A 15,900-nucleotide genomic window follows, 5' to 3' on the forward strand; every position below is an offset into this window, starting at 1 on the left:
CGGATGCACGGCTTCTTCACCATGGTGAACGTGTCGGCGGAAGTGGACCGAGCGCTATCAGAGGATGGTGAGGGAGGCGCCCCGGCGCTCGCGCAGGGCCTTCACGGCGTCCACCACGGGGCCGCCCCGTGCCTCCAGGCTCGCCGGCCAGACGACGCCGAGCTGGAAGTGGAGGTCCGGATCGTTCAACCGCACGAGGACCAGGCCGCTCTCGCCGAGGACGCGGCCCGCGAGGCTGCTGGACGCCACCAGCGACAGAGCATCGGAGTGGGCGACGTGCGCGGCGATCTGGACGACGTCGTTGTGGGGGAGTTCGCGGATGCGGGTGACGCCGCCGCTTCGCAGATGATCGCGCAGCCGGTTCATCACCAGGGGGTGCACCTTGGGCGAGGTGAGCAGCATCTGCCGGTCGGCCAGGTCGCCCAGCGTCAGCTCCTCCCGGTCGGCCAGCGGGTCGCCGGGGCGCATGACGACGGCGAATCGGTACTCCGCGAGCGCCAGGCTGCCCAGATCGGGATCGTCCACGGGCAGATGCACGACGGCGATGTCCAGTTTGTGCGTCGCCATCAGGCCGAGCAGGCCCGCGGACGGCTCCAGGGTGACCGGCAGTTCGATGCCGGGGCTGACCTTCTCGAGGGTCTCCAGGACCAGGTCCAGGACCTGGGTGGGGGCAAGCGGCGTGGCCCCCACCCGCACCCGGGCCGGCGGCGCCGGAGCGGCCTGGGCCGCCAAGCCCGCAAGGGCGTCGAAGCGGGCCAGGACGTCGCGGGCGGGTTCGAGGAAGACATGCCCGAAGGGGGTCAGCTCGATCTGGTGGTAGCGGCGGTCGAACAGCTCCTGGCCGAGCTCCTTTTCCAGCTCCCGGATGCGCCTGCTGAGCGGGGAGGACGTCACGTGCAGACGCTCGGCGGCCCTGCCGAAGTGGAGCTCCTCGGCCACCGCCACAAAGTACCGCAGCTGCTGGATGTCCATCCCGCCCAGCGTAATGGCGGGTGAGACGCACCCGGTAGGCGCCCGGCTCAGGGAGACGCGGGGCGGAAAACGGGGACGCTCTCGCCCTCGTCGGGGCGTTCGTACGCGACGCGCACGCGCATGCCGGCGCGCACCTGCCCGGGCTCGACGCCGGTGATCTGAGCCTGCAGCCACGGCCCCTCGTCCAGTTCGACGATCGCGACGGTGAACGGCGGCAGGCCCTTGGTGTGCACCACCGACCAGCTCTCCACCGTCCCGGTACCGGTGGCGGGCGTCCAGGACAGGGCGGGCGAGGCGCAGTGCGGGCAGGTGCGGGTCTGCGGTGCGGAGGTGCCGCCGCACTCCTCGCAGCGGCGGATCAGCAGTTCACCGCGCGCGGTGCCGTCGAAGAACTCGGCGGTGGCCGCGTCGCGGCGGACGATTCCCACGGGCATCGGCGTGCTCCTATCGCGCGTGCGGGCTGAGGATGAGGGTGGAGTGGTGGTCCAGGACGCCGCCGTTGCCGCTGACCAGCACCATGTCGTGCCGGGGCGCCTGGCGTTCGCCACCCTGGCCGCGGGCCTGGATGACGGCCTCCGACAGCGGGGTCATCCCCCACATGTAGTACGAGGACAGCTGACCGCCGCCGGTGTTGACCGCCAGGCTCCCCTCCGGCCCCAGGACGCCGCCGGCGACGAACGGGCCGCCCTCGCCCTTGGCGCAGAAGCCGTAGTCCTCCAGCGAGATGAGCACGGTGAAGGTGTAGCAGTCGTACAGCTCCACCACGTCGATGTCCGAAAGCGACACCCCGGCCATCTTCAGGGCCGCGGGCCCGGACCGGGCCGCCCCGCTGACCAGGCCGAACTCGCTGCCCCTGCCCATGACGTATCCCGGGTGCGCCTGGGCCCATCCTCTGATGTGCACGGGGGGCTGGGCCAGGTCGGCGGCCCGGTCGGCGGAGGTGACGATGACCGCCACGCCGCCGTTGCTGACCAGGCAGCAGTCCAGCAGGTGGAACGGCTCGGCGATCCACCGGGAGTTCTGGTGGTCCTCAAGCGTGATCGGCTCGCGCATCTGGGCCCGCGGGTTGCGGGTCGCCCAGGCGCGCTGGGCGACGGCGATGTGCCCCAACTGCTCGCTGGTGGTGCCGTAGCGCCGCATGTGCCTGCGGGCGGCCAGGGCGTACATGGTGTTGGCGCTGTAGATGCCCGAGGCCGCGGCCAGCCCCTGCCAGCCTGACGGCACCCGGCCCGCTCCGGCGTAGGCGGCTCCGGCGCCGGAGGAGGGGTCCTTCAGCGGCGCGTCGGCGAAGACGCAGGCCACCACGTCCGCCATCCCCGACGCCACGGCCATGGCGGCGTACTGCACCATGGCCCCGGCCGAGGAGCCGTACGCCTGCACCTCCGACAGCAGCCGCAGCTCGCGCAGCCCCAGGTCGCGCTGCAGGCCCAGGCCGACGTCGCCGGACAGGCCGGTGTTGGTCAGCAGGCCGTCCACCTGGCGGAGGTCGAGCCCGGCGTCGGCGGCGGCCAGGCGTACGGCCTCGGCGGCGAACTCGGGTGCGGTGCGGCCGTAGACCTTGCCCATCTCGGTGATGCCGAGGCCGGCGATGACGGGTGCGCGGTTCATCGGCCCTCCCACACCGGGGCGCGCTTCTCGGCGAAGGCGCGCGGCCCCTCCTTCGCGTCCGCCGACCGCATGATCAGGGCGGTCTCCGCGGCCGTGCGCTCCCAGGCCGCCTGCTCCCCAGGGATGGCGCCGCCGGCGATGCCGCGGGCGATGCGCTTGCTCGCCTGCACGGCCAGCGGGGCGTTGGCGGCGATCGTCTCGGCCAGGGCGAGCGCGGCCGGCACCACCTCTTCCTGCGGGACGACCCGGTTGACCAGGCCGAGCCGCAGTGCGTCCGCGGCGGTCACGGACTCGCCGGTCAGCAGGATCTCCATGGCGACCTTCGTGGGGAGCTGCGCGGCCAGGCGGAACGCGCCGCCCGCACCGGCGATGATGCCGCGTTTGACCTCCGGCAGCCCGAAGCGGGCGGTCTCGGCGGCCACCACCAGGTCCGCCCACAGCGCGATCTCGGTGCCACCGCCGAGCGCGAACCCGTTCACGGCGGCGATGACCGGCTTGGCGATCGGATGGGTGACACACCCGGCGAAACCCCAGTGCGGCTTGAGTCCCTCGCCGGAGAATTCCCCACGGGCCACCGCCTTGAGGTCGGCACCCGCGCAGAACGCCCTGTCCCCGGCCCCGGTCAGGACCACGGCGCGGACGGAGGGGTCGGCATCGGCCTCGTCCAGTGCCTCGCCGACGGCCCGCGTCAGCTCCGCGTTCACCGCGTTACGCACCTCGGGCCGGTTCAGTGTGATCAACATAGTGTGGTCGCGGCGCTCGACGAGCGCGGCGGGCTCACCCATGGTCTGCTCCTTCAGAAGTTTCCTGCGGAAGTGTTTTGATCCAGGTCAGCGCCAGATCGTTGAACCGGTCGGGCTGCTCTTGGTGCAGGAAGTGGCCCGCGCCCTGCCAGACCTCGACCTTGTCGTGCGGGCCCACTGCCCTCATCGGTGGAGAAGATCTGGACGTCGCCGTCCCGGTCGAAGTACGTCACTTGCCCGCTTCCTCCAATACTCCGGCCTCGATGAGCGCCTGGACCTCCGACTCGGGTAGGCCGAGGATCTTGGCCGCCACCGGCCGGGTGTGCTCCCCCGCCAGCGGCGCCGGGCGCAGGTCGGGATCGGCGACCCCGCGGAAGGTGGCCGGGGCGTTCTCGGTACGCAGCACGTGCTCGATCTGGGGCTGGCGCATCTCGCGCAGGAAGCCGCGCGCGGTGAGCTGCGGGTCCTCCAGGTACTCGGTCACCCGCTGCATCATCCCGGCCGGTACGCCCGCCGCCTGCAGCCGCTTCATCGCCTCCCGCGGCGGGGTGACGCAGGTCCAGGCGGTGACGGCGGCGTCGATGAGCGCCCGATGCGCGCGGCGGCCTTCCGAGTCGGCCAGCCTGCCGTCGGCGAGCAGGTCGGGCCGGCCGATGACCTGGCACAGGCCGCGCCACTGCTGCTCCCCCGCCACGCTCACCACACACCACTCGTCATCACCGGCGCACGGGTACAGGCCCTGCGGCGCGTCCCACTCCCCCCTGTTGCCGTGCGGGGTGAAGGTCCCGGGCCGCAGCGACTCGCGCAGGAAGCTTGTGGACATCTGGGTGAGGATCGTCTCGGCCTGGGCCACGCTCACCGTGCCGCCCCTGCCCGTACGCCGCCGCTCGATCAGCGCCGCCAGCACCCCGACCGCGCCGACCCGGGCCGCGATGTGGTCGGGGTAGATCGTGATGGCGTCGCAGAATCCGGCCTCGACGCCGGTGTCGCGCCACAGCCAGGTCAGCCCCGTGGCGGCGCGTACCAGCGGCCCGTACCCCATCCGCCTGCTCCACGGCCCGCTCGCGCCGAGCGCGCTGCTGTCGGCCATGATGATCCGCGGGTTCAGTTCGCTGATCACGTCGTAGCCCAGCCCCAGCGACTCCAGCGTGCCCGGCTTGAAGTTGGACAGGATGACGTCGGACTCGGCGGCGAGCCGCTTGAAGATCTCCAGGCCCTCCGGTGAGCGCAGATTGATCCCGGCGCTGAGCTTGTTGCGGTGTCCCCAGGCGAAACTGACGCTGATGAGCTCGCCGTTCAGCGACTGGCGGCTGCCGTCCGGGTAGGCCCGGCTCTCGATCTTGATGACCTCCGCGCCCTGGTCGGCCAGCAGCCGTCCCAGCTCCGCGCCGACCACGATCACGCCCAGGTCCAGCACCCGAAGCCCGTCGAGCGGCCGCCGGGGAGCCACCGGCCCGACCGCGGCGGGGGCGGGAAGCACCGGCTCGGCGAACACCTCGCCGTTGTGCTCGCCCACCTCCGGCGCCCGGTGCCGGAACCCCGCCCGCACGCCGTTCACCTCGACATACCCCGACGGGACGCGCCCGGTCAGGCCCGGGGCGACCTCGGCGTCGATCAGGCCCCCACGCTCCAGGAAGTGCGGGCCGGCCAGCACCTCACCCGGCTCCAGCAGCGCCGCGATCGGCACCCCGCGCTCCTGCCCCTGCGCCACCAGTTCATCGCGCGTCTTGTCCCGGAACAGCTCCCCGATGAGAGCGTGCAGCCGCTCGGAGGCGCCGAACCGGGCCGCGAGGGTGTCGTACTTGGGGTGGGCGAACTCCTCCGGCTCGCCCAGCCAGCCGAACATGCCGCGCCACTGGCGCTTGGCCAGCACGCAGATCCGTACATAGCCGTCCGCGCAGGGGAAGATCGGGTACAGGTTCCCCGCGTGCGGGCGCCCGCGTGGCAGTTCGGTGGCCGGTACGCCGCCGGTGGCCGAGCCCCCGATGCCATAGCCCGGGTCCAGGGTCTGCGCGGTCATCTCGTAAACCGAGCAGTCCACATGATCGCCGCGCCCGGTCTCCAGCCGGTTGTAGTACGCCAGCAGGCCGGCCCACGCGGCCTGGACCGCCGCCGACTCATAGGCCAGCGGGCCGGGCGGCAGCACCGGCTCGCGTCCCGGGATGCCCGAGCGCGACAGCACCCCGCCCAAGGCCAGGTGCGTCCAGTCGGTGCCGACCCAGTCGCGGTACGGGCCGGTCTGTCCGAAGTCGGTGATCGAGACCACCACCAGCGCCGGGTTACGCGCCAGCAGCGTGTCCGTGCCGAGACCGAGCCCGTCGAGCGTCCCGGGCCGCTCGGTCTCGATGAGGATGTCCGCCCCCGCGGCCAGATCGAGGAGCCTGTCGCGGTCGGCGGGCTCGTGCAGGTCCAGGGTGATGCCGCGCTTGTTGGCGTTGTGGGTGGCGAAGTACAGGCTCACCCCCTCATGCAGCGGCTCACGCCGACGGGTGGGCGCGCCGCCGGGCGGCTCGACCCGGATGACGTCGGCGCCGAGGTCGGCGAGGAAGCGGCCGCACATCTCGGCCTTGCCGTCGGCCAGGTCGATGACCCGGAGTCCGGCGAGGGGAAGGCCCGTGCCTGCGGGCATGCTGAATCACCCCACTGTGTGCTGGGCGTGCGCGAGTACGCCAGATGTGCCCTGTCCCGGTCGACGGCGCAGAAGGGCTCGCCCGACGTGTTAACGACAGGTTTCGTTAAGCGCGAGGATGCCACGCCCTTTTCGGTCTGAAAACGTCCGATTCGGCAATGTGGCACGCGTCCAGATCGGCAATGTAGGCCCCCCGCCGCTTGGTTGACGTGCGGTGACGGGCGTCCCAGACTCCGGCCAATGGACGTACAGCAGCTGCGCTGTTTCCTCGCCGTCGCCGAGGAACTCCATTTCGGCCGTGCGGCGGAGCGGCTGCACCTGACCCCCTCTCCGGTGAGCCGCGCGGTCAAGGACCTGGAGCGGGAGCTGGGGGCCGAGCTGTTCGTACGCCGTTACCATCAGGTGGAGCTCACCGCCAACGGCAGGGCGCTGGTCGAGCGCGTACGCGACATCCTGGAGCAGCTCGACGGCCTGAAAGACGTGTTCCGGGAGGCATCGGCCAATGGGAACCGCGTGGTGCGCCTGGGAGGAACGCATCTGTGCCCGCCCGCAGTGATGGACCGTTTCGTGGCGCTGACCGAACGGAGATTTCCCGCCCGTCCGCTCGACACGACGATCGCGCCGTCAGCCGAACTACTGCCGGCGCTTGAGCGTGGTGAACTCGACGCGGCCCTGGTCCACCTCCCGCTCGACCGGCCCCGGCTCGACAGCCTTGTGGTCGCGCGTTACCTGTTCTTTCTGGTGATGCGGTCCGACGACCCGCTCGCCACCGCCTCCGAACTGAGCTTGCAGGACCTCTGGCACCGGACCCTGACCGTGGGCCCGCCCACACCGCAGCCGCTGGCGATGAACCGGCTGCACAGGCGGTTGAAGGAGGCCGGGATCACCTCCTTTCATCAATTGCCGGACCACGATGCCGTGAAGCTGGCCAGCCACATCCGCCACAGCCACGGTGTCGCCCTGACACTCCACCCGCGCAACGGCGGCAGCGCGCGCGTTTTCGACGACCCGGCCTTCGCCGTCGTCCCGCTCCGCGACGATCTGGTGTTCCTGCTCGGCGTGGCGTGGCGGCGTTCACGGGCACAGCAGGACGACGTGGTGCGCGAACTGGTTCGCGCCGTGCGGCAGGAGTGGAGCGGCCGCACCCTGACCCTCTAGTCAACGCCGGCACGTTGCGTTTTCGGACACGTGCACATGCGCCAAACCGCGATGGTCACCGTCGCCCTGGCCTGCCTACGGTTCCACGCACCGGCCCTATCCGAGTCCTCGCGGTGAGAACCCTCACCCGCCGACGCCCGCCGCTCACCCGCTCATGCCGCGGAAACCGCGGGAGAGCGCCTCCACCTGATGCTCCCTTCGTTCCACCAAGGAGGCCGCGTTGTCGCACACGCCGCTCGGCTCGCCAACCCCCGAACCATCCCCGGGCACCGCCACCTCGACCGCTCCCGTATCGGCCCGCGACGTGGACGCCCGCATCGACGCGATGCCGAAGGTTGGGCTCAGCCGCGCCGCCTGGTTCGCGCTCATGCTCTGCTTCTTCTTCGCCAATTACGACATATCCGTCCTGACCATCACCCTGCCCTCGATGCGCGATGAGTTCGGGCTGGCCGGAGCCGAGCTGGGCTACCCCGTCACCTGGAACCTCGTCGGCTACTGCGTCGGCGCGTACGCATTCGGCCACGTCGCGGACCGATACGGCCGGCAGAAGGGCCTGGCGCTGACCATCGCCGCGCTCGGCGCCGGCGGATTCCTCACCGCGCTGTCCTGGGACGTGTGGTCGCTGACGTTCTTCCGCTTCCTGACCGGCTGCGGGATGGGCGCGGTGCTCGCCCTCTGCTCGGCCTACATCGGCGAGCTGGCGCCCAAGAACCAGCGCGGTGGCTACCTGTCGCGTCTGTACCTGATGGGCACCGTCCTGCTCCTGGTGATCGGGTTCGCGTCACTGCCGGTGCTCTCCGCCTCTCCCGCGGGTTGGCGCTACCTGCTCGCCTTCGGCGGCCTGGTGCTCCTGGTGCTGCCGCTCGTCAGCAGGCACGCGCTGGTCGAGTCGCCGCGCTGGCTGGTCGCGATGGGCCGTACGCAGGAGGCCGACCGCATCGTCCGCCAGATGGAGTCCCGGGTCGGCCTGCCCCAAGGTGGCGCCCTCCCGGCCGATCACCACCGGGAAGGCCACGAGACCGCCGCGGCCGAGGAGAAGGTCGCCGCGCGTGCCCTGTTCCGGCCGCCGTACCTGAGCCGCATGCTCATCGTGCTCGGCTTCTGGTTCATCTTCTACATCGCCATGTACGGCTACTCCAGCTACCTCCCGCTGATCCTGGAGGGCATCGGCATCTCCACCTCCGACGCGGTCCTGGTCAGCGTGCTGACCCGGGCCATGCCACTGATCTCTGCCGTCGCGGCCGTGCTGCTGGTGGAGCGGATGGAACGCCGCACCATGGTCGTCATCGGCACCCTGGTGTTCGCCGCCTCGCTGCTGCTCATCACCCTGAACCTCGGCGAGACGGTCGCCACCGTGGGCGCCCTGTTCAGCTCCTTCGGCATCGCCTTCATGGCCACCCCGGCCTACACCTACACCGCCGAGGTGTTCCCGACCCGCGCTCGCGGCACGGCAGCGGCCATCGCCGACGGTGTCGGCCATCTGGGCGGCGCCGTCACCCCGTTCGTGGTCCTGCCCATCCTGACCGGCTTCGGCGCGCGCCCCGCGTCGTTCGTGATGGTCGCCCTCCTCGTGATCGCCGCCGGCATCATTCGCCTCGGCGTACGCACCCGCGACCGCTCCCTGATCGACATCGCGGCCTGAACCACGCCGAGCCGCATGCGTCGAAGGCCCCTCGCGAGCCGAGGGGCCTTGTCACGCGCGTTCAGCGGTTGCGCCACCGGGCATCGATGCCGTTCGGGGCGGTCATCTTCATATCCCTTTTTATGCGGGCCCGTGATGGTCATCGAGGAAGCGTCACCGTGACCTGACCTGGGCCGACGGTCTGCCAGGAGGTGCCGGAAGCGGGACGCGGACCGCAGGGGCGGCTCGGCAGCGGCTCGTAGACGTACATCCCGGTACGCATGGTCGCCAGCGCCGCGCCGTGCTCATCAACGATGGAGGACTCGTTCTTCAGGAACGCGCCCCGGCCTACCGACGTCTCCTTCAGGCTGACCTCCACCAGGCCGCCCTGCAGTATGCCGAGCCGGTCTCCAACGATGGCCGGGCTGTGGTATTCGATCTCCATGTCGGTGGCGAAATAGCCGGTCGCCTCGGCCGGGTAGTCACCGCCCGAGGCGCTGATCGGCGAGCGATCCGGCTGGGCGTCGCGTTCGTGGCTGGTGAACAGCCGCTCTCCCGGCCGCCACATCGGCGGCAGTGCCCAGGTGAACATGCTCGTGTAGGGGACGATCACGTCGGGGAAGCCGTGCGCCTGGCCACGTGGGGGTCGTAGTGCAGGGCGCAGTCGAACTCCAGCGGCTCCAGGTAGCGGCGGATCACCCCCCGTTCCACCAGGTCCGCGCCGTAGACGCGCGTCACGGCGGGGCGGGGCGCGCCGAGCGAGTCCACGATCGGCTGCCAGGCCTTCTTCCAGTCCTCCGTCAAGGGTCTTTCCGCTCCTTGTCGTGTTCAGCGCAGGGCTTCGGCCAGCGCTTGGATGCGGTCGTCGTCGTAGCCGAGCAGGCCGGCCAGCACGTCGCGGTTGTGCTGCCCGAACGTGGGCGCGGCGCGGTCCCCCGCGGCGGGCGTCCGCGAGAGGCGATACCGCGATCCCTGCACGGTCACCGTCCCGTACACCGTGTGCGGCACCTCGATGAAGTGGCCGTCGAGCTGCGGGTCGTCCAGGATGTCCGAGGGTGAGGCGGCTGGCAGGTAGCGCGAGGCTATTACGGACGATAAGTCCCCGCAATAGCTTCAGGCGAGAGCCGTGCAGAATTTGTTCGTTGAGGTCGGAGCAGGAGGTGTCCCGTGCGCGAACCCGCGGCCACGGCAGCCGGGCCCGGTCGCCCCCGAGACGCAGAGGTCGATCGCAAGGCCCTGCGGGCGGCCATCGAGCTCTACGCCGAGCTCGGCTGGGCCAAGTTCACCCTCGACGCGGTGGTGCGCCGGGCCGGGATCGGCAAGGCGGCCGTCTACCGGCGCTGGCCCACGCGCGAGAAGCTGATCGCCGACACGCTGGAATGGGCGCTGGTGCTGCCCGCCATCACCATCGACACCGGGAGCCTGCACGAGGACCTGGGCGAACTGGCCCGCTCCATGATGGAGCACTACCTCGGCCCCTACGGCCTGGCCGGGCTGCGCCTGCACGTCGAGGCGCGAGCCTACCCCGAACTGCTCAGCGAGTTCTCCGCCACGATCCGCCGCTCCCGCGTGCTGGAGGCCCGCGCGATCGTCCGCCGCGCCATCGCCCGCGGCGAGCTCGGCGAACACGCCTCCCCCACCCTCATCCTCGACACCCTGCTCGGCGGCATCCTCAACCATGTCCTGGCCACGCCGGAGGAACTACGCCCGGAGATGACCGCGCAGAGCGCAAGCTACGTCGAGGACGTCACCGCCTTCGTGCTCACCGCCGCCAAGGCGATCTACCCGCCGCCCGGCACGGGCATCTGATGCCGCGGGTGAGCACCTGGGACGGCCCACCGGCCGAGGTACGCGAGGCGATCACCGACCGGTTCGGCCCGATCACGGGCGTGGCCCCGATGCCGCCGGGACTCACCGCAGGCACGTCCGTGCGGCTGGACACCCCGCGCGGGCGGCTGTTCATAAAGGCTCTTCCCCAGGGTTCGCCGTCGGTGCCGCTCTACCTGCGCGAGGCGCACGTCACCCCTGTACTGCCTGCCGTGGTGCCCTCTCCGCCTCTGCGGTGGAGCGGGCACCACGCAGGCTGGATCAGCCTCGTCTTCGACCACATCGAGCCGGCCCGAAAAATCGACCTCGGCCCGGGCTCACCGGACGGCGCCGCGGCGATCGACCTGGTTCGGCTGCTTGGCGAAGCGCTCACCCCAAACCCCGCCGGCGACGTTCCAGGCGTGGTTCCAGGCGTGTTCGACAACGTCCGCTTTCTCTGCTCCCGAGCCGACCGTATACTCGCCGCCCGCCCTGCCGACCTGGACGGCCACGCCGTGTACGCCGCCGCGCGGGCGCTCCTCGACGAGAACGCGCTGACGGGCGGCACACTGCTGCACACCGACCTGCACGAGGGAAACCTTCTTGCCGGATCGGACCGTCTGCACCTGATCGATTGGGGCCTCGCCGCCGCTGGCGCCGCATGGGTCGAAACCGCGTTGCTCATCCCCCGGCTGATCCTCGCCGGGCACACCCCCGAGGCCGCCGAGCAGCTCGCCGAGCGGATCCCGGCATGGAAGGACGCGCCACCGGAGGCGGTGACCGGGCTCGCCGCGGTGTGGAGCCTCTTCCGGGAATTCGTCGCCCGGCACGGCCCCGAGCGCATCCGCGCGTCGCGCGCCCGCGCCGCTGCCGCCGGCCGAAAGTGGCTCGAATACCGCATGTCCTAAGCGCAAGAAGAACCCCCCGCCCGGCCCCCGAAGGACCGGACGGGGGCTGGTGGCCCTGGGGAGGCCGACCCGCCCGCCAATTTCCCAACGAGCAGGCCGCGCTCAAGTGCGTCTACGTGGCGATCATGAGCCTGGACCCGACCGGCAAGGTCGCGCGGCCGACCCGCCGGGGGCGCGCCGCTCGGATGACGCCCCGGTTTCGGGTGATCGTTAACGTGTCCGCAATGCGCGTTAATGCGGTCTAAAAGCTTCAACGTTCTACTAAGCGCAGATTTGCGAGTCCTCGCGAGGCTTGCGCGAAAGGAACGTCATGAGGCTTTTAGTGGCTGCGCTCTGGCGCCGCCTGGCCGCCCTGCTCATCGCGACGGTGACCCTGGCCGTCGCGCTCCCCGCCCCACCGGCCGCCGCCGCCGACGAATGGTCGGTCATACCGGTCGAAGGCGGATTTCTGGTTACATTACGTTTAGACGAACCGCTTCCGGTCCGAAACGCCGCACCGGAATTGGCGGTGAACGGGCAGTCGCTCGGCTTCGCCACCGAGAGCGAAGACGGCCGCACGCTCACCTTGCTGACCTCCGACCCGCGGGCGGGCGCCGCCCGTAGCGTCGAGGTCGCCTTCAACGGCGTCGTCGAATCCACCGTCGCGCCCAGGGCCGTCTACATCCCGCCGGTCGACCCGCAGCCGTCGACGATCGACGTCGACCCGGGCGTGCCCGGGCCGTACGAGGTCCAGGAGACCGGCTACGACCTGGGCGACACCGCGATCAGCCTGGAGGGCCTCGGCGGCCGACTGGGCGAACTGCGCGCCCGCGTCTACCTGCCGAAGGGCGCGCAGGGACGCCGGCCGCTGGTGCTCTTCCTGCACGGCCGCCACTCCGCCTGCTACGACCCGGTCACCCGGCGGACCAGCAACAGCGCCTGGCCGTGCCCGGCCGGACAGCAGCCGATCGAAAGCTTCACCGGCTACAAGGGCCCGGCCGACGCGCTGGCGAGCCACGGGTACGTGGTCGTGTCGGTGAGCGCGAACGCCGTCAACGCCTTCGACGCCAACTTCTCCGAGGACCGGGGCGCGCTGGCCCGCGGCGAGGTCGTCATGCGCCACCTCGACCTGATCAACGACGCCGAGCGCGGCAAGGGCGACCCTCAGCTGATCTCGCTGTTCCGCGGCCGCGTCGACATGGGCAACGTCGGCCTGATGGGGCACTCGCGCGGCGGCGAGGGCGTCGCCAAGGCGGTGCTCATGAACTCCGGCCGGGCCAAGCCGTACGGCATCCGCGCGGTGCTGCCGCTCGCGCCGACGGACTTCGCCCGCGCGTCCCTGCCCGGCATCCCGACCGCGACGCTGCTGCCGTACTGCGACGGCGACGTCTCCAACCAGCAGGGCCAGCACTTCTACGACGACTCCCTGTACGCCCTCCCCGGCGACCCCGCGTTCCGGTCGGCGCTGCTGGTGATGGGCGCCAACCACAACTTCTTCAACACCGAGTGGACCCCCGGCGTGGCGGCCGCGCCCGCGTCCGACGACTGGTCGAACACCATCGACCCGGTCTGCGGCAGCCAGGCGCCGCCCCGGCTGAGCGCGGCCGAGCAGTACGCCGTCGGCACCGCCTTCATCGCCGGGTTCTTCCGCCTGGTCCAGGGCCGGGAGACCGCGCTGCTGCCGCTGTTCGACGGCAGCGGCAAGACCGTCGCCTCGACCGGCCGCGCCGTCGTGTACGCCGTCGCCCAGCCCCCGGCCTCCAGCCGGATCGACGTGGCCACCTTCGCCGGCGCCTCCCCCGCCATCGTGTCCGGGAACGCCACCGGCGCCATCTGCGCGAGCATGCTCGACCGCTCGCCGCAGAGCGGCCTGCCGTCCTGCGCGACCCGGCTGACCACCGCGCAGGCGCCGTCCTGGGCCCCGGCGACGTACCTGCCGAACGCCGTCGCCACCCCGGTGATGCGCTTCACCTGGCAGGACACTTCAGGCAAACTGACCGTCCCTCTCCCGGAGGGCTCGCGGAACATCTCCAAGGCCACAATGCTCACCTTCCGTGTCGCCCGCGACGAGAACGTCCCGGCGTCCGCCCCGCTCGACATGACCATCACCCTGGTCGACGGCCGCGACCGCAGCGTCACCGTGCCGGTGTCGACGCTCAGCCCCGCGCTGACGCCGCTCCCCGGCGTCACCTCCCCGCTGCCGAAAACCTGGCTGCGGACGGTCCGGATGCCGCTGAGCGGCCTCAGCGGAATCGACAAGAAGGACATCAAGGAGGTGACGCTCACCGGTGCCTCCCCCACCGGCGGCGTCTACCTGGCGGACCTGTCCTTCACCCGGGTCAGGGTCGGCGACGACACCATCGCGGACCTGCCGCAGGTGTCGGTCGGCGACCTCACCGTCCCCGAGGGCGACGGCCCCGGCGAGGCGCAGATCCCGCTGCAGTTGTCCAAGCCGTCGAACGAGCCGGTGACGGTCACCGTCCAGTCGCTCCCCACCGGAGCCGGCCCGGTCATCTCACAGGTCGCGCACACCGTGACGATCCCGCCCGGCCAGACGGGCGGCGTCTTCACCGTGCCCCTGATCGGCAACACCACCCCCACGACGGCGACCCAGTCGTACCAGGTGGTCGCGGGCGTCTCGGCGAACGCCACCATCGGCGACGGCTTCGCCCGCCTGGTCGTCACCGACGACGACGGGGTCTGAACGTCGCACCACGGCGGTGGCCTCGGGTCACCGCCGTGGTGCACCGCGCAAATGGAACACGCCCGGCCCTGGGCTGCCCGGAGTCTTTCTCGCGCGCGGCCATCACCATCATCAGGTGCGCCGCCTCGACCTTGAACGCCATGTCGGTACGCCGGAGCCACCCGCGCCTCCCCGCCGAGCCCGATCGACGGGCCCGGCGCGAGGTACGGCCCCACGCCCGGCCGGTCGATCTCCACCATCAACGGATTGGCCCGCAGCTCCTCAGCCCCCTCGCCGACCAGCTCGGCGAACGTGCGATACCGCGACCACGGCACCGACGTGCCGCGCAGCCGCTCCTCCACGCACGCGCGTCCGCTTGAGGAACATCGCCGCCCGCCCCGCTCCGGCTAGGCTGATCGACGGTGAGGTGAGGTGAGCGTGACCACAGGCACCGGCCGAAAGGAAAGCGGCCATGCCGCTCTCGCCCGCGAGGTCAGAAGCGAGATCCTCCGGGGCAGCTACGCCGACGGCAGACGGCTCCCAACCGAGTCCGAACTGGCCGAACGACACCACACCATCGAGGCCCCGTGGACGGGCGGCGACCTCCGGGAGAAACATGCGCATCGATCTCGTGACGCTGGTCGTGCACGACTACGACCCTGCCATCAGGTTCTTCGTCGACGTACTCGGCTTCGACCTGGTCGAAGACTCCCCCTCCCTGACAAACGACGGCCGCCCGAAACGCTGGGTCGTCGTCCGACCTCCAGGAGCGGAAACAGGCATCCTCCTCGCCCGCGCGGACGGAGAACGCCAGCAGTCGGCAGTGGGCAACCAGGCAGCCGGCAGAGTCGGCTTCTTCCTCCGCGTAGACGACTTCGACGCCGCCTACGAGCGAATGACCTCCGCAGGAGTCGAGTTCGTCACCACACCGCGCGCAGAGCCCTACGGCCGGGTCGCCGTATTCCTGGACATCACCGGCAACCGCTGGGACCTCCTCGGCCCGGCCTGACCTTCGTCGAGGCCCGCGTACGGGCCTGCCGCCACCGTGACCGCCACAACACCCGACCGCGTCACAGCGCACTGGACGGTCTTCCGCCGATCAGCCGACCGTCACCAACGCCCTGGCCGAGTACACCCGGCCGGTGCCCCCTCAGGCACCGCTCCTGAGCTCGTGCGCAACGAGGTCCCAGAAAGACGTGAAACGCCTGGCACCGGCCAGCCAAGGCGCGAGATACCAGGCTTCCCACTCACCTTCCGGAGTTTTGACGTGAGGGTTGAGGAGCACGACTCCGTCGTCCCAATACCCGACCAGGAGGGTGTCGGATACATACTCCCCTCTCATATTGCCGGAGGCCTGCTCGCGTCCGTAGACGAAGTAGAGCTCGTCGGGCACGCTCCATGAGTCCTCGGGCTTGGGTTCTGACCAGCTCTCGGCCGCCGAGGGGTCGACATCGCGAAGCCGGCCGATTTCCTCAACGCCTAGCAGGCAGCAGTCATCGGCGTTACCCCACCCGTTGGAGAACAGGAGAAACCGCCGGTAACTCGGCGGCAGCTCCATGCCCAATCGCGCTTCAAGCCGACTGATTTCCGCCTCGGTGGCCGGGGGATGTAGATCGCTGTCGACATTCAACGCTGAGCGATAAGGATCCTCGGCCGCCGGATGCCTCGCAGGGAAGAGTTCAGACCACGCGTATCGGGCACTCACGGTGAGGAAGATATCCGGTTTCGAGTGGCTGCCGCACTTGCGGCATAAGCGCTAGGGCCCCCTCCCGACAACTTTCCGGTATGGGACC

The 15,900-nt window shown here is 70.8% G+C and carries 16 protein-coding genes; 6 read left to right on the forward strand and 10 right to left on the reverse strand.

From position 1 onward, the window contains the following. Positions 1-57: 57 nt before the first annotated feature. From AB0K60_RS13715 to AB0K60_RS13740, 6 genes are read right to left on the reverse strand one after another with little or no spacing between them, the layout of a single operon-like run. Complete coding sequence (locus AB0K60_RS13715) at positions 58-972, reverse strand: LysR family transcriptional regulator (protein ID WP_364052995.1); 915 nt, start codon at positions 970-972, stop codon at positions 58-60. 47 nt (positions 973-1,019) lie between these two features. Then, positions 1,020-1,406: a Zn-ribbon domain-containing OB-fold protein gene (locus tag AB0K60_RS13720; RefSeq protein ID WP_364052998.1), complete on the reverse strand. Its 387-nt coding sequence runs from the start codon at positions 1,404-1,406 to the stop codon at positions 1,020-1,022. Between the two features lie 10 nt (positions 1,407-1,416). After that, positions 1,417-2,580: a thiolase family protein gene (locus tag AB0K60_RS13725; protein WP_364053001.1), complete on the reverse strand. Its 1,164-nt coding sequence runs from the start codon at positions 2,578-2,580 to the stop codon at positions 1,417-1,419. After that, the gene (locus tag AB0K60_RS13730; RefSeq protein ID WP_364053004.1) at positions 2,577-3,365 is read right to left on the reverse strand and encodes a crotonase/enoyl-CoA hydratase family protein; all 789 of its coding nucleotides are present in this window, start codon (positions 3,363-3,365) and stop codon (positions 2,577-2,579) included. Before AB0K60_RS13730 ends, AB0K60_RS13725 begins: the two co-directional genes overlap by 4 nt. Next, positions 3,358-3,501 (reverse strand): alpha/beta hydrolase, encoded by a 144-nt coding sequence (locus tag AB0K60_RS13735; RefSeq protein ID WP_364053007.1) that lies wholly within the window; start codon positions 3,499-3,501, stop codon positions 3,358-3,360. The genes AB0K60_RS13730 and AB0K60_RS13735 overlap by 8 nt, the downstream gene beginning before the upstream one ends. A gap of 51 nt (positions 3,502-3,552) precedes the next feature. After that, positions 3,553-5,952, reverse strand: a complete 2,400-nt coding sequence (locus tag AB0K60_RS13740) for a CoA transferase (protein ID WP_364053009.1) — start codon at positions 5,950-5,952, stop codon at positions 3,553-3,555. Between the two features lie 240 nt (positions 5,953-6,192). On the opposite strand from AB0K60_RS13740, the gene AB0K60_RS13745 reads away from it, so the two are divergent. Beyond that, complete coding sequence (locus tag AB0K60_RS13745) at positions 6,193-7,110, forward strand: LysR family transcriptional regulator (protein WP_364053012.1); 918 nt, start codon at positions 6,193-6,195, stop codon at positions 7,108-7,110. A gap of 220 nt (positions 7,111-7,330) precedes the next feature. After that, entirely contained in the window at positions 7,331-8,752 is a 1,422-nt protein-coding gene (locus AB0K60_RS13750) for an MFS transporter (RefSeq protein ID WP_364053015.1), read from the forward strand. Between the two features lie 139 nt (positions 8,753-8,891). Here the strand turns inward: AB0K60_RS13750 and AB0K60_RS13755 are convergent, their stop codons facing one another. Genes AB0K60_RS13755 through AB0K60_RS13765 form a run of 3 tightly spaced genes read right to left on the reverse strand, consistent with a single transcriptional unit; the run spans position 8,892 to position 9,715 of the window. After that, a complete protein-coding gene (locus AB0K60_RS13755; RefSeq protein ID WP_364053018.1) occupies positions 8,892-9,344 on the reverse strand; it encodes a hypothetical protein in 453 nt (150 codons plus the stop codon). After that, positions 9,341-9,535 carry a hypothetical protein gene (locus AB0K60_RS13760; RefSeq protein ID WP_364053021.1) on the reverse strand — a complete coding sequence of 65 codons (195 nt, stop codon included), beginning with the start codon at positions 9,533-9,535 and terminating at the stop codon, positions 9,341-9,343. Before AB0K60_RS13760 ends, AB0K60_RS13755 begins: the two co-directional genes overlap by 4 nt. A 24-nt stretch (positions 9,536-9,559) precedes the next feature. Beyond that, positions 9,560-9,715, reverse strand: coding sequence for a hypothetical protein (locus AB0K60_RS13765; protein ID WP_364053024.1), 156 nt, complete (start codon positions 9,713-9,715; stop codon positions 9,560-9,562). A 183-nt stretch (positions 9,716-9,898) separates the two neighbouring features. Between AB0K60_RS13765 and AB0K60_RS13770 the strand changes: the two genes are divergently transcribed. The 4 genes from AB0K60_RS13770 (at position 9,899) to AB0K60_RS13785 (ending at position 15,116) form a co-directional block, all read left to right on the forward strand. Beyond that, on the forward strand, positions 9,899-10,540 hold the full coding sequence (locus AB0K60_RS13770; RefSeq protein WP_364053027.1) for a TetR/AcrR family transcriptional regulator: 642 nt from the start codon (positions 9,899-9,901) through the stop codon (positions 10,538-10,540). 8 nt (positions 10,541-10,548) lie between these two features. Then, positions 10,549-11,445, forward strand: coding sequence for a phosphotransferase (locus AB0K60_RS13775; RefSeq protein WP_364053030.1), 897 nt, complete (start codon positions 10,549-10,551; stop codon positions 11,443-11,445). A gap of 310 nt (positions 11,446-11,755) precedes the next feature. Further along, positions 11,756-14,128, forward strand: a complete 2,373-nt coding sequence (locus AB0K60_RS13780; protein WP_364053033.1) for a hypothetical protein — start codon at positions 11,756-11,758, stop codon at positions 14,126-14,128. Positions 14,129-14,723: 595 nt separating this feature from the next. Further along, positions 14,724-15,116 carry a VOC family protein gene (locus AB0K60_RS13785; protein ID WP_364053036.1) on the forward strand — a complete coding sequence of 131 codons (393 nt, stop codon included), beginning with the start codon at positions 14,724-14,726 and terminating at the stop codon, positions 15,114-15,116. 141 nt (positions 15,117-15,257) lie between these two features. Here the strand turns inward: AB0K60_RS13785 and AB0K60_RS13790 are convergent, their stop codons facing one another. Then, positions 15,258-15,812, reverse strand: a complete 555-nt coding sequence (locus AB0K60_RS13790) for an SMI1/KNR4 family protein (RefSeq protein ID WP_364053039.1) — start codon at positions 15,810-15,812, stop codon at positions 15,258-15,260. Positions 15,813-15,900: the final 88 nt, after the last annotated feature.

The sequence above is a fragment of the Thermopolyspora sp. NPDC052614 genome, from assembly GCF_040678635.1.
In the GTDB taxonomy this organism is placed as follows: domain Bacteria; phylum Actinomycetota; class Actinomycetes; order Streptosporangiales; family Streptosporangiaceae; genus Thermopolyspora.

Coding starts and splice junctions, on each gene's coding strand:
- AB0K60_RS13715 (WP_364052995.1), bottom strand. CDS start 972: ATGGACATCCAGCAGCTGCGGTACTTTGTGGCGGTGGCCGAGGAGCTC.
- AB0K60_RS13720 (WP_364052998.1), bottom strand. CDS start 1,406: ATGCCCGTGGGAATCGTCCGCCGCGACGCGGCCACCGCCGAGTTCTTC.
- AB0K60_RS13725 (WP_364053001.1), bottom strand. CDS start 2,580: ATGAACCGCGCACCCGTCATCGCCGGCCTCGGCATCACCGAGATGGGC.
- AB0K60_RS13730 (WP_364053004.1), bottom strand. CDS start 3,365: ATGGGTGAGCCCGCCGCGCTCGTCGAGCGCCGCGACCACACTATGTTG.
- AB0K60_RS13740 (WP_364053009.1), bottom strand. CDS start 5,952: ATGCCCGCAGGCACGGGCCTTCCCCTCGCCGGACTCCGGGTCATCGAC.
- AB0K60_RS13745 (WP_364053012.1), top strand. CDS start 6,193: ATGGACGTACAGCAGCTGCGCTGTTTCCTCGCCGTCGCCGAGGAACTC.
- AB0K60_RS13780 (WP_364053033.1), top strand. CDS start 11,756: ATGAGGCTTTTAGTGGCTGCGCTCTGGCGCCGCCTGGCCGCCCTGCTC.
- AB0K60_RS13785 (WP_364053036.1), top strand. CDS start 14,724: ATGCGCATCGATCTCGTGACGCTGGTCGTGCACGACTACGACCCTGCC.